13 protein-coding genes are annotated in these 13,075 nt (G+C 65.0%); 10 read left to right on the forward strand and 3 right to left on the reverse strand.

Features of this window, described 5'->3' with window-relative positions:
- Positions 1–50: 50 nt before the first annotated feature.
- The 6 genes from AAFG50_RS05830 (at position 51) to AAFG50_RS05855 (ending at position 4,303) form a co-directional block, all read left to right on the forward strand.
- The gene (locus AAFG50_RS05830) at positions 51–746 is read left to right on the forward strand and encodes a PspA/IM30 family protein (protein WP_028173893.1); all 696 of its coding nucleotides are present in this window, start codon (positions 51–53) and stop codon (positions 744–746) included.
- 40 nt (positions 747–786) lie between these two features.
- Positions 787–1,062, forward strand: a complete 276-nt coding sequence (locus AAFG50_RS05835; protein WP_011090339.1) for a YiaA/YiaB family inner membrane protein — start codon at positions 787–789, stop codon at positions 1,060–1,062.
- Between the two features lie 218 nt (positions 1,063–1,280).
- Positions 1,281–2,345 (forward strand): amidohydrolase family protein, encoded by a 1,065-nt coding sequence (locus AAFG50_RS05840; protein WP_028173894.1) that lies wholly within the window; start codon positions 1,281–1,283, stop codon positions 2,343–2,345.
- A 14-nt stretch (positions 2,346–2,359) separates the two neighbouring features.
- Positions 2,360–3,472 (forward strand): amidohydrolase family protein, encoded by a 1,113-nt coding sequence (locus tag AAFG50_RS05845; protein ID WP_028173895.1) that lies wholly within the window; start codon positions 2,360–2,362, stop codon positions 3,470–3,472.
- A gap of 7 nt (positions 3,473–3,479) precedes the next feature.
- Complete coding sequence (locus AAFG50_RS05850; RefSeq protein WP_028173896.1) at positions 3,480–3,893, forward strand: Rieske (2Fe-2S) protein; 414 nt, start codon at positions 3,480–3,482, stop codon at positions 3,891–3,893.
- 203 nt (positions 3,894–4,096) lie between these two features.
- On the forward strand, positions 4,097–4,303 hold the full coding sequence (locus tag AAFG50_RS05855) for a hypothetical protein (protein ID WP_027547442.1): 207 nt from the start codon (positions 4,097–4,099) through the stop codon (positions 4,301–4,303).
- A gap of 241 nt (positions 4,304–4,544) precedes the next feature.
- On the opposite strand, the gene AAFG50_RS05860 is transcribed toward AAFG50_RS05855, so the two are convergent.
- The gene (locus AAFG50_RS05860; protein ID WP_028173897.1) at positions 4,545–5,390 is read right to left on the reverse strand and encodes an SDR family NAD(P)-dependent oxidoreductase; all 846 of its coding nucleotides are present in this window, start codon (positions 5,388–5,390) and stop codon (positions 4,545–4,547) included.
- Positions 5,391–5,582: 192 nt separating this feature from the next.
- Here AAFG50_RS05860 and AAFG50_RS05865 point away from each other — a divergent pair, with 192 nt between their 5' ends.
- The 3 genes from AAFG50_RS05865 (at position 5,583) to AAFG50_RS05875 (ending at position 9,146) form a co-directional block, all read left to right on the forward strand.
- Positions 5,583–7,079, forward strand: a complete 1,497-nt coding sequence (locus AAFG50_RS05865) for an aldehyde dehydrogenase family protein (protein WP_028173898.1) — start codon at positions 5,583–5,585, stop codon at positions 7,077–7,079.
- A 251-nt stretch (positions 7,080–7,330) separates the two neighbouring features.
- On the forward strand, positions 7,331–8,458 hold the full coding sequence (locus tag AAFG50_RS05870) for an alkene reductase (RefSeq protein ID WP_028173899.1): 1,128 nt from the start codon (positions 7,331–7,333) through the stop codon (positions 8,456–8,458).
- Positions 8,459–8,639: 181 nt separating this feature from the next.
- The gene (locus AAFG50_RS05875) at positions 8,640–9,146 is read left to right on the forward strand and encodes a GFA family protein (RefSeq protein ID WP_028173900.1); all 507 of its coding nucleotides are present in this window, start codon (positions 8,640–8,642) and stop codon (positions 9,144–9,146) included.
- Here the strand turns inward: AAFG50_RS05875 and AAFG50_RS05880 are convergent.
- Entirely contained in the window at positions 9,100–9,531 is a 432-nt protein-coding gene (locus AAFG50_RS05880; RefSeq protein WP_039187137.1) for a TfoX/Sxy family protein, read from the reverse strand. The genes AAFG50_RS05875 and AAFG50_RS05880 overlap by 47 nt on opposite strands.
- 150 nt (positions 9,532–9,681) lie before the next feature.
- Here AAFG50_RS05880 and AAFG50_RS05885 point away from each other — a divergent pair, with 150 nt between their 5' ends.
- Positions 9,682–11,343, forward strand: a complete 1,662-nt coding sequence (locus tag AAFG50_RS05885) for a thiamine pyrophosphate-binding protein (RefSeq protein ID WP_028173901.1) — start codon at positions 9,682–9,684, stop codon at positions 11,341–11,343.
- A 163-nt stretch (positions 11,344–11,506) separates the two neighbouring features.
- On the opposite strand, the gene AAFG50_RS05890 is transcribed toward AAFG50_RS05885, so the two are convergent.
- Positions 11,507–12,886: an LLM class flavin-dependent oxidoreductase gene (locus AAFG50_RS05890; RefSeq protein WP_028173902.1), complete on the reverse strand. Its 1,380-nt coding sequence runs from the start codon at positions 12,884–12,886 to the stop codon at positions 11,507–11,509.
- Between the last annotated feature and the right edge of the window lie 189 nt (positions 12,887–13,075).

Here is a 13,075-nt window from a genome sequence, read left to right on the forward strand (position 1 = left end):
TTCCTGCTACAAAGCATTTGTGAGCAACGCTCATAAACAGGGAGCTGCAGATGTTCAAGACCGTCGTGACACTTTTCCGCGGCAGCGTGGCCGCCGCAGGCGAGGAGCTGGAGGACCGTACAGCCCTGCTGATCCTCGATCAGCAGATGCGCGATGCCGCTGCCGCGGTGGAGCGCAGCAAGCGGACGCTGGCGCTGGCGATCGCGCAGGACCAGCAGGAAGGCCGCAAGCTCGAGGCGACCCTCGCCCGCATCGCCGATCTCGAGACCCGCGCGGTGGCGGCGCTCGATGGCGGCCGCGAGGATCTCGCCAAGGAGGCCGCCGAAGCCATCGCGGGTCTCGAAGCCGACCGCGATGCGGCGATGACGGCACGCGCGCTGTTCGCAACCGAGATCGCGCGGCTGAAGCGCCACGTCGCGACTGCGCAGGCCCGCATCACCGAGCTCGATCGCGGCCGTCGCCTCGCCCGTGCCTCGGAAGCGGTGCGCTCGCTTCGCCGCAGCGGCATCGAGGCCGCACGTCCTTACGAATCCACGCTGCCGGAAGCGGAGAGCACCTTGAGGCGCCTGCGCGAGCGCCAGATGGAAGCCCAGGCCGCCGATGACGCGCTGTTTGAGCTCGATGCGGCCACCGGTCCGCTAACGACCGCCGAACGACTCGCCGAGCAGGGCTTCGGCCCCCGGCTGAAGACGACCGCGGACGACGTGCTGGCGCGGTTGAAGTCCAAGCACCAGCCGACTGCCTGAACTCAGATCCCATCATCATTCGAACCAACAGGAGACGACCATGAACCAGAACGGCCAGCCCCACAGCAGCGCCTGGGTGACCTTCACTTACGTGTCCTTCGCGGCTTCCGCCTTCCTCGTCGCAATCGGCATCTTCTTCCTGCCGATCGACCTCTGGATGAAGGGCTATCTCACCATGGGCGTCGCGATGCTGCTCCAGACCTGCGTCACGCTGACCAAGACCGTGCGCGACAATCACGAGAGCAGCCGGCTGATGAACCGCATCGAGGATGCCAAGGCCGAGCGCCTCTTGATGGAGGTTTCCAAGGCCGCTTGAGGAGAGAAGTGCGCAAAGGTTTGCAATCCGACGCGGTGGGTGCCAGAGCATCCACCGCGCGGCTGATCCACATATCGCGCCCGCGAAATGCAACCGAGCCATGACGGATCGCGCGGGCGCGCGCCCTTGCGTGGCGGCGCCGGCCGGCGCACTCTGCCCGGGCGGCGCGAAGAACGCCGCTAATAAAGACTGCGCGAGGAAACTCCGAGGAACCCCCAATGGCGGCGACGCGGATCGACTGCGACATCCACCCGGCCGTTGGTGGCACGCGCACGACGCTGCTTCCCTATCTCAGCGATCACTGGAAAGAGCAGGTGGTGAGCCGCGCCATCGATGGGCTCGATCTCACCTCCTATCCACCGAGCATGCCCCTTTCGGGCCGCGCCGACTGGCGGCCGGCCAACGGCGCCAAGCCCGGCTCCGATCTCGCCATGGTGCAGAAGGGCGCGTTCGACCAATTGGGTGCGAGCCACGCCATCCTCAACGTGCTCTACGGCGCGCAGGCCGTCTTCGACGCCTACATGGCGGCCGACTTCTGCAAGGCCATCAACGACTGGATCGCCGCCGAATGGCTTGCGCGCGATTCCCGCCTGCGCGCCTCCATCGTGGTGCCGATGCAGGCGCCGGATCTCGCGATCGAGGAGATCGAGCGCCGCGCCGGCGACAATCGCTTCGTCTCCATCCTGGCGCTAGCGCAGGGCGAGACGCTACTGGGACGGCGACATTTCTGGCCCGTCTATCAGCTCGCAGAAAAGTACAAACTGCCGCTCGCGATCCACGCTGGCACGCAATATCGCCAGGCGCCGAGCTCGGCCGGCTGGCCGTCGCATCGTTATGAATATTACTTCGTCGAGGCCCAGGCGTTTCAGGCGCAGATCCTCAGCCTGATCTATGAGGGGGTGTTCGGCAAATACCCAAACTTGAAGGTCGTGCTGATGGAGTCGGGCGTAAGCTGGCTGCCGGCCTTCATGTGGCGGGCCAACAAGACCTGGCGCGGCGTGCGCGTCGAGGTTCCCTGGGTCGAGCGCGAGCCGGCATCGATCATCCGCGACAATTTTCGCGTCACCATGCAGCCGTTCGATGCACCTAGCGACGCGAAAAGCGTCGAGGAGATCATCGACCAGATCGGTTCCGAAAAAATGTTCCTGTTCGCGTCCGACTACCCGCATTGGCAGTTCGACGGCGACGATCCAATCCCGCCGAATCTACCGAAGGGCATCATCGCGAAGATGTGCGTCGACAACCCGCTGGAGACGTTTCCGCGGTTGTCGCTCGCCAACTGATTTTGGAGGACAGCATGAGCGAAGTCATCGACCGTCCGCTGCGCGACGACGAGAAGCCCGCCGCGTCGCGGCTGCGCATCGTCGATTGCGACGTCCATCCGAGTCTTCGCTCGACCGACGATCTGAACGAATTCCTGCCGAAGCGCTGGCAGCAGCACCTGAAGGAATACGGCAGCCATCTGCGCACGCCCTATCTGTTCACCACGCCCTATCCGCGGTCCTCGCCGCTGATCGCGCGGCGCGATGCCTGGCCGCCGACCGGGGGGCCGCCCGGTTCCGATCTTGATTTCATGCGCAAGCAGCATCTCGATCCGCTCGACGTCGAGTTCGGCATTCTCCAGGTGCTCGATCTCTTCATCTTCTCGCAGCAGAACCTGGAGTTCGGCGCCGCGATCCAGCGCGCCATCAATGACTGGCAGCTGGCGTTCTGGTCGCACCGCGATCCGCGCCTGAAGGCCTCGATCCTGGTCGGGCAGGACGGCAACGAGCTAGCCATTGCCGAGATCGAGCGCTGCGCCAAGATCGGTGAATACATCCAGATCAACGTCTCGCCGCGGGCCAACGAGCCGCTCGGCCGCCGCCGCTACTGGCCGATCTACGAGCGCGCGCAGGCACTGGACTTGCCGCTCGGCGTCCATGTCGGCGGCTATGGCGGCCACGCGCCGACCGGCGGCGGCTGGCCGTCTTATTATGTCGAGGAGCACCAGTCGAACGCACACACCATTGCTGCGCAGCTTGCGAGCCTCGTCATCGAGGGCGTGCCGGAGCGCTTTCCAAAGCTGAAGATCGTCTTCATCGAGGGCGGCTTTGGCTGGATCCCGTCAGCGGTGTGGCGCATGGACCAGCATTTCGAGCGGTTCCGCAGCGAGGTGCCACACCTCAAGCGCAGGCCCTCGGAATACGTCCGCGAGCACTTCTGGTTCACGACCCAGCCGATCGACGAGCCGGACGAGGCCCGGCACCTGCGCGCGCTGATCGAATGGGTCGGCATCGACCGTCTGCTGTTCTCGTCGGACTATCCGCATTGGGACTTCGACGATCCGCGCTTCGCCTTCAAGACGCCGCTGACCGAGGCTGAGCGGAAGAAGATCTTCAGCACCAATGCCCGCGCGGTCTACAAGTTCTGAAACCAGCATGGCCCGCCACATCGTCGCCCGCACTTCCGAGATCCCGCCCGGCGGCAACAAGGTCGTCGACGTCGCGGGCCGCGACATCGTTGTGTTCCACGTCAACGGCGAGTTCTTTGCGCTTCTGAACCGCTGCCCGCACGAAGGTGCCCCGCTGGACAAGGCGGCCTGCGTGGCGCGGCTGACCTCGCCCGAGCCGGGCATCTATCAGCGCTCTCGCGTCGGCGAGATGCTGCGCTGTCCCTGGCACGGCTGGGAGTTCGACATGCGCAACGGCCAGTCCTGGTTCGATCCGAAACGCGTCAGGATCAGGTCATATCCGGTCGCGGTGGAGCGGGGCGACGAATTGCAGAAGGGCCCGTATGTTGCCGAAACGTTTCCGGTGCATGTCGAGGACAGCTATGTGATTGTCGAGGTCTGAAGTCATACACCGTCATTCCGGGGCATTTGCACAGCGAATGAACCCGGAATCTCGAGATTCCCCGGTGCGCAAGTGCGCACCTGAGGTCTGGTCCTGCGGACCAACCCGGAATGACATGTTGATAACGCCGCGATCACCATCACGGATTGTGATTCCGACGCAGGTGCGATAAGCCTCGCCCGCATTCATGGCGGAGATGAGCTTTGTCCAAACAATCCCTGCGAGAGGAGGCCGAGCGCCTGATCCGCGAATCGATGGAAAAGAAGACCATCGTCGTCAAGCAGGGCGATACCCGGATCGAGGCGGTCTGCGGCAAGTGCGGCGCCCCGAACCGGGTGCAGGCGCCAAAGGGCCAGAGCCGCGTCAAGTTCGCCTGCAAGAATTGCGGGCATCAGCAAGAGACGCTGTAGGCTTCTTAACCTCTCCCCGCCCTTCCGCGGGGAGAGGTCGGATCGCCCTCGGCGATGCGAAGCATCGTCCGACGCGATCCGGGTGAGGGGCATGGCACTGAGTCGCAGCGACAAAAGTCTCTCCGACTCCACGGCCACCCCTTGCGAAATCCCTTCAATAGCTCAGACCGCAGTTTGCGTAAGCAGCCCCTCGCCCCACCCTCTCCCCGTAAGAACGGGGAGAGGGAGTGAGAGAGCGCGCCTAGCCCCCCTTCACGAACTTCGCGAACGCGTCCGCATAGTCCGGGTGCCAGCGCGACAGCGGGGGCCGGTTCTCGACGATATCGCCGGCGGCCCAGAGCATGCGCTTTTCGTCGAGGGCGCGGGGCACGTCGTTGTCCGGGCACAGGATGTAGAAATCGCCGGCCTCGAGCCGCGCGATCATGAAGTCGACGGTCTGCTCGGGCGTCCAGGCTCCCGCCGGCTTCTCGGTGCGGCCCTTCGCGGTCAGCCCCGTGAAGACGAAGCCGGGAACGAGCAGATGCGCCGTGATGTGGCAGCCTTCCGTGTTGCGCAGCTCATGCTGGAGCGCTTCCGTAAAAGCCTTCACGCCGGCCTTCGAGACATTGTAGGCGGGATCGCCGGGCGGCGTGGTGATGCCCTGCTTCGAGCCGGTGTTGATGATCAGGCCGGCCTTGCCGCGCGCGATCATGTTGGGCGCGAAGATGCGCGAGCCGTTGATGATGCCCCACATGTTGACGGCGATGATGCGCTGCCAGTTATCGGGCTCGCCGAACAGCGTGCTGCCGGGCTGGATGCCCGCATTGTTCATGAGGATATCGGTACCGCCGAAATGCGCGCCGACGGCGTGTTCCAGTTCCTTCACGCTCTCGGCGCGGCTGACATCGACGACGAATGTCATCACATGTGTGGCGGCGGTGACGGATGACAGTCTTGTTGCGGCCTCCTGCAGTCGCGCCTGGTCGACGTCGGCGATGCACACCTTCATTCCCGCGCGTGCGAAGGCGATGGCGGCGGCGAGGCCGATGCCGGATGCGCCCCCGGTGATCACGGCGACATTGCCCTTGGCGATGACAGGATGCGACATGGCTCATTCTCCGGGGAGCGGCGTCAAGTTCGGTCGAGCTATAACATGGCGTTCACGCGACCCTGCACAAGTCGGCATGGGAGGTCTTCGTTCCTCGCCGCCTTTACGCCTTTCCGGCACCGCTGTATCCTTTCTCGCCCAACGATCCCGCCGAGATCGAACCCAATCAATCACCTGACAGGGAGTGCAGCCATGGCTGTGTCGCAGGCTATTCCGATCACGCGCCACCCGTTCGCCAATGGGTCCTACAAGCAGATGCTGATCGACGGGAAATGGGTCGATGCCGCCTCCGGCAAGCGCTTCGAGACCCACAATCCCGCGACCGGCGAACTGCTCGCAACCGTCGCCGAGGGCGACAAGGAAGACATCGACCGCGCCGTTGCCGCCGCCCGCCGCGCCTTCGAAGGACCCTGGAGCAAGGTCAAGCCGTTCGAGCGGCAGAACCTGCTGCTGAAGCTTGCCGATCTCGTCGAGAAGAATTTCGACGAATTGTCGCAGCTCGACACGCTCGATATGGGCGCGCCGCTCAGCCGCACCCGTGCCTATCGCCTCCGCGCCGTCGGCATGCTGCGCTATTACGCCGGTCAGACCACCGCGATCCATGGCGAGACCATCGAGAACTCGCTGCCGGGCGAAATCTTCTCCTACACGCTGAAGGAGCCGATCGGCGTCGTCGGCGCCATCATCCCCTGGAACGGCCCGCTCACCGCGACGATCTGGAAGATCGGCCCCGCGATCGCCACCGGCTGCACCGTGGTGCTCAAGCCCGCCGAAGAGGCGCCGCTGACCTCGTTGCGCATCGCCGAGTTGGCGATGGAGGCAGGCATTCCGCCCGGCGTCGTCAACGTCGTCCCCGGCTATGGCGAGACCGCGGGCGCTGCGCTTGCCTCGCATCATGACGTCGACAAGGTCGCCTTCACCGGCTCGCACGTCACGGGACAGTCGATCATCCGCGCCTCGGCCGGCAACCTCAAGCGCGTCTCGCTCGAGCTTGGCGGCAAGTCGCCGGACATCGTGTTCGCGGACGCCGATCTCGATGCCGCCGTGCCCGGCGCCGCGATGGCGGTGTTTGCCAACTCCGGCCAGATCTGTAGTGCCGGCACGCGCCTGTTCGTCGAGCAGTCGATCTACGAGGAGTTCGTCGGCCGCGTCGCCGAGTTCGGCAAGAAGCTGCAAGTCGGCAATGGTCTCGATCCCAACGTGCAGATCGGCCCGCTGGTCTCCGAGCAGCAGCTCGAGCGCGTCACCGGCTATCTCGACATCGGCCAGAAGGAAGGCGCGCGCGCGCTCGCCGGCGGCGGCCGCGTCACCGAAGGCGCGCTGTCGAAGGGTTTCTTCGTCTCGCCGACCGTGTTCGCGGGCGTCCAGGACAATATGCGCATCGCGCAGGAGGAGATTTTTGGCCCCGTCATCTCCGCCATCGCGTTCAAGGACATGGACGAACTGGTCAAGCGCGCCAACAACACCACGTTCGGCCTCGGCTCGGGCCTGTGGACGCGCGACGTCAGCAAGGCACACGCGGTTGCGAAGAGCCTGCGTGCCGGCTCGGTGTGGGTGAACTGCTACCAGGCGATGGATCCGGCTGTGCCCTTCGGCGGCTACAAGATGAGCGGTTACGGCCGCGAGTCCGGCAAGCAGCACGTCGAGGAGTATCTCAACGTGAAGGCCGTCTGGATCAAGACGGCGTAGCGTGGTTCCCGCGTTCGCGGCGCCACTTTGCCTCTCCCCGCTTGCGGGGAGAGGCCGGAATGCGCGCGTAGCGCGGATTCCGGGTGAGGGGCAGTTTCCGCGAGTCCAGCTCTCACCATTTTCGTGGAGGCGGCCCCTCACCCCAACCCTCTCCCCGTAAGAACGGGGAGAGGGAGACCGGGCAGCATCTTTTCAGGCCGTCTCTTCCTCTTATATGATCCGCATCCTTCCATAGCCACTTTGGGGCCAGCATGAAATTTCCGGCGTTGTTCAATCCGTTGCAGGTCGGTCCGTACAAGCTGGCGCATCGCGTCGCGATGGCGCCGCTGACGCGCATGCGCGCCGAGCGCGACAGCTTTTCGCCGCGGCCGCTCAATGCCGAATATTACGGCCAGCGCGCGACGCCGGGCGGCTTGCTCATCGCCGAAGCCTCGCCGGTGCTCTCGCACGGCCGCGGCAATCCGGCGACGCCCGGCATCTATTCGGAGGCGCAGATCGCCGGCTGGCGCAAGGTGACGGATGCCGTGCATGCCAAGGGCGGCATCATCTTCCTCCAGCTCTGGCATGTCGGCCGCGTCTCGCATTCCTCCTTCCATGGCGGTGAGCTGCCGGTCTCGGCCTCGGCGATTGCGATCAAGGCCGAAGGCATGAAGGCGATGACGGCCGAAGGCAAGATCGCCGATTACGAGACGCCGCGCGCGCTGGAGACGGACGAGGTCAAGGGCATCGTCGAGGCGTTCCGGCAGGGCGCGAAGAACGCGCTCGCCGCCGGCTTTGACGGCGTCGAGATCCACGGCGCCAACGGCTATCTGCTCGAGCAGTTCCTGCAATCGCGCAGCAACCAGCGCACCGATCAATATGGCGGCGGAATCGAGAATCGCGCGCGGCTTCTGCTCGATGTCACGCAGGCCGCGATCGACGTCTGGGGTGCAAACCGCGTCGCCGTGCGGCTGTCGCCGCACGGTATCGCCAACGATTCCGGCGAGCCCGATCCGATGCCGCTCTACACCCATGTCGTGAAGGCGCTCGACAAGCTCGGTCTTGCCTATCTTCACTTCATCGAGCCGCGCTCCAGCGGCGCCGGGCGCGCCGACGTCCACTGGGAGAATGTACCGTCGGCGATGGTGCTGTTCCGTCCGCTCTACAGCGGCGTGCTGATGACGGCCGGCGGGTTTACCGGCGAGACCGCGAATGCGGCGATCGCCGACGGCCATGCCGACATCATCGCCTTCGGCCGTATCTTCATCTCCAACCCCGATTTGCCGCGGCGCCTTCGGCACGATTATCCGATCACGCCTTACAATCGGGCCACGTTCTACGGCGGCGAGGAGAAGGGGTATACGGATTATCCGGCGTATGACGAGCTGACACCGGCGTAGTCTCCCTCAGTCATTCCGGGGCAACGCTCGGGACCGCGCGAAGCGCGGCCCGGGAGCGTCGAGCCCGGAATCCATCCCGCCTCTGAGTACGCAGCCCGATGGATTCCGGGCTCGCGACTTCGTCGCGCCCCGGAATGACGATCGTGTATTGTCGCCTCTGCAACGACGACGGAGAGAGACGATGGCCAAAGCCGCAGCCGCCGCAGGAACCGCCACCGGTCAATGCCTCTGCGGCAAGGTCACCTTCGAGATCGACGTTCCCGCGCGCTGGGCCTGGCACGATCATTCCGCCAGTAGTCGCCGCGCCCATGGCGCGGCTTACGCGACCTATGTCGGGAGCTGGAAGAAGCGCTTTCGCATCACCTCCGGCAAGACCGCGCTCACGCGCTACGAGGACAAGGCCACCAAAACCGCGCGCAGCTTCTGCTCGCATTGCGGCACGCCGATCGCCTACGAGCGGCCGCGCGGGCCCCACATGGTCAACATCCCCCGCGCGCTGTTTAGGGAGCGCACCGGCCGCCAGCCGCTCTATCACATCGCGATCGAAGAGCTCCAGGAATGGGCCTATACCGGCGAGCCGCTGGTGCCGTTGAAGGGCTTTCCCGGTGTGGTCTGGCAGCGCTCGAAAAAGAAGAAGCGCGCTAGCGGCGAAGACCCTTTCGAGCTCGGCCGCGAGGAGGTGCTTTAGCCTTGGCGGCGACCTCGGTCTTCGCCGAAACAGCCTTCCGTGGCGTCGCTTTGCGTCCCGCGGTATTCGCCGCCACGAAGTCGAGCCCGCGCTTGACCCATTTTTTCAGCTCGGCATCGCCCTGATAGCCGTCCGGCGCGACGCGGACAAAGCCGCTCATGATGCGCCCGCGCATTTCCATCGGGCTCGTATGCGGCTCCTGCAGCATGCGTGCATGCGCTTCCGGGCCGACGCGGATCAGCATGCCGCCGCGCCCGCTTACGGTGCAGCACATGGTGTTGTTCACCATGAAGCAGAGGCCGCCCATCATCTTCTTTTCCGCGACGTATCGCTGACCCGCCAGTAATTTGCGCACCCGCGCCGCGGTGTTCTCGTCATAGGCCATCGCGTCTCCCCGTGCAGGTTTACGCCCGAGCATGGTCCCAGCTTGCGCGCGCCGACGCAAGTCTGCCATGACGGCGCTTCCTTGCGTGCCTCGGCCAAGTTCGGCCATCATGCCTCCGTCCTTGCGGCAACGCCCGCTTCTGGAGGAAACATGAAGAACAAGATCACCGGCCGTTCCGCTTTTCTCGCGCTGCTCAAGGACGAGGGCATCACCCATCTGTTCGGCAACCCCGGCACCACCGAGCTGCCGATCATGCATGCGCTGAAGGACCACCCTGATCTCACCTATGTGATGGCAATGCAGGAGAGCCTGGTGGTGGCGATCGCCGACGGCTACAGCCGTGCCTCCGGCAAGCTCGTCGCCTGCAACGTCCATGTCGCGCCCGGCCTCGGCAACGCCATGGGCTCGCTCTACAACGCCCAGTTCACGGGCACGCCGATGATTTTGACCGCGGGCCAGCAGGAGCAGGGCCACGGCCTGATGGAGCCGGTGCTCTACGGCCCGCTGGTGCGCATGGCCGAGCCGCTGGTGAAATGGGCGGTCGAGGTGACGCGGCTGGAGGATCTGCCGCGCATCGTGCGCCGCGCCGCCAAGGTCGCGATGACGCCGCCGACCGGGCCGGTGTTCATCTCGCTGCCCGGTGACATCCTCAACAGCGAAGCCGGCATCGATCTTGGCCGCTCCACCCGCATCGACACGCGCACCAAACCGTCGGACGAGGCGCTGAAGGCCTTTGCCGCGCGGCTGCTCAAGGCCGAACGTCCTGTCATCGTCACCATGGACGAGGTGGTCAAGAGCGACGCGCTGAAGGAGGCGGCCGAGCTCGCCGAGCTGCTCGGCGCTGCCGCCTATCAGTCCTCGACGCCCTATGGCTCGCACTTCCTCTCGGAGAGCCCGAGCTTCGTCGGCACGTTGGCGCGGGTGCAGAAGGTCGCGCGCGACACGCTCGCGCCCTACGACCTCCTGATCGCGCTCGGCGGCGATCCGCTGCGGATGTCGGTCTATAGCGAGGTCGATCCGCTGCCGGATGGATTGCCAATTCTCCAGGTCGGCCTCGTCGACTGGGAGATCGCCAAGAATTTTGGCGCGGAGATTGCGCTGAAGGCGGACGTCAAGGAAACGCTGCGCGCGCTGATCCCGGTGCTGAAGGAGATGGGCGGCGCGGCACTGGCGCAACGCGCCAGGCAGCGTCTCGCCGAGCTTGCGCCGAAGAACTGGAGCGCGCGCCGCGCCGCGCTGGTGGAGCAGATCGGCAAGAGTGCGGGCCGCAACCCCATCGATCCGGACTATCTGGTGCTGCAAATGACAGAGGCCATGCCCGGCAACGCCATCCTCGTCGACGAAGGCCTCACCTCCAGCCGCCAGATCACGAACCTGCATCCGCACCGCGATCGCTTCGGCTATCACGGCCTTGCATCCGGCGGCATCGGCTGGGGCCTGCCGGCCTCGGTCGGTGTCAGCATCGCCAATCCGGATCGTCCCGTGGTGTGCTTCTCCGGCGACGGCAGCGCGATGTATTCGATCCAGTCGCTCTGGACGGCGGCACATCACAAGCTGCCGCTCAACGTCGTCATCGCCAACAATGGCGGCTATCGCATCATCAAGCAGCGCCTGCTCGCCTTCCATGGCGACGACAATTATGTCGGCATGGATTTCATCGATCCGCCGGTGGATTTCGCCGGGGTCGCGAAGGCATTGGGGTGCGAGGCGATCAAGATCAGTGACCCAAGCGAGCTGAAGGCGACGCTGTCGTCGGCGTTTGGCCGGCCGGGGACGAAGCTGATCGAGGTAATGGTGGACGGGAAGGTGTAGGGGAGATGTCACCTGAGGCGCTAGTGCTCGCCACATTCTCAGTCGTCATCACCCGCGAAGGCGGGTGATCCAGTATTCCAGAGGCGGCGGTGATGGAGTCGAGACGCCGCGGCGTACTGGATGCCCCGGTCAAGCCGGGGCATGACAGCGCATGTAGTGGCGCCTACACCGTCTTCCCCACCCGATACCCCGCCGCCGGATGCGGCGTGTCGAGCCTTGCGCGCCCCGCACCGAACAGCTTCTCCCGCAACGTGCCTTTCGCATACTCCGGCTTGTACCGTCCGCGCCGCGTCAGCTCCGGTACCAGCATGTCGGCGATGTCCTCGAAATCACCGGGCGAGATCGCGAACGCCACGTTGAGGCCGTCGACGTCGGTCTTCTCGAACCAATCCTCGATCTTGTCTGCGACGCTCTCCGGCGTGCCCACCACGACCGGACCGGCACCGCCGATGCCGACATGCTCGATGACGTCGCGCACGGTCCAGACGCGGTCGGGATCACCGCGGGTGACGTTGTCGAGCGCGCTGCGGCCGGCATCGTTCTGGACGTGCCGGACCTGCTGGTCGAGCTCGTAGCCGGAGAAGTCGATGCCGGTCCATCCCGACATCAGGGCCAGGGCGCCTTCCGGGCTGATATGCGAGCGGTAGTCGGCATATTTCGCCGCAGCTTCAGCCTCCGTGTTGCCGAGGATGATCGTCATCATGTTGAACATGAGGATCTCCGCCGGATTGCGGCCGAGTGCGGCAGCCTCCTGGCGGATCGCGGAGACGCGCGGCGCGATGATCTTGGCCGACGGTCCCGACATGAACACACATTCGGCGTGACGCGCCGCGAACTGGCGGCCGCGCGGCGAGGTGCCGGCCTGGTACAGCACGGGCGTGCGCTGCGGTGACGGCTCGCTGAGGTGAATGGTGTTGTTGATGCGATAGTTCGCGCCCTCGTGATTGACGCGATGAACCTTCGCGGGATCGGTGAAGATGCCGCGCGCCCGGTCGCGCAGCACGGCATCGTCCTCCCAGCTTCCTTCCCAGAGCTTGTAGACGACCTCCATATATTCGTCGGCGATGTCGTAGCGGTCGTCATGTCCGGTCTGCTTGTCCTTGCCGGCGCCGCGGGCGGCGCTGTCGAGATAGCCGGTGACGACGTTCCAGCCGATCCGGCCCTCGGTGAGATGGTCGAGTGTCGACATCCGCCGCGCGAACGGGTAGGGCGGTTCGAAGGACAAATTGCTGGTGACGCCGAAACCGAGATTTTGCGTCACCGCCGCCATCGCCGAGAGCAGGAGCAACGGCTCGTTCGACGGCGTCTGTGCTGCATTGCGCAAGGCTGCGTCAGGGCTGTTGCCATAGACGTCGTAGACGCCAAGCACGTCGGCCAGGAACAATCCGTCGAAACGGCCGCGCTCCAGCGTCCTGGCGAGATCGAGCCAGTAAGGCAGGCGATTATATTCGGCGGTGCGGTCGCGCGGATGGGTCCACAGGCCCGGCGACTGGTGGGCGACGCAATTCATCGCAAAGGCGTTGAGCCTGATCTGCTTGGCCATATTGGTCCCCCGGCGCTCTGTACCGAGCGCTCTTCGAATGATAGACGTGCGCCCCAACTTGGCGAAGTTCTTGCATATAACTTGCACTTGGCAAGGCCAAAATCAGCAGCACTGCTGCCCTTGGCAAGCCAATCTCAAGCGAGCAAGAACGAAATCCCAAGAGAACAAGAGAACTACAAGAGAACTACA

Source organism: Bradyrhizobium sp. B039 (assembly GCF_038965675.1).
Classification (GTDB): Bacteria; Pseudomonadota; Alphaproteobacteria; order Rhizobiales; family Xanthobacteraceae; genus Bradyrhizobium; species Bradyrhizobium diazoefficiens.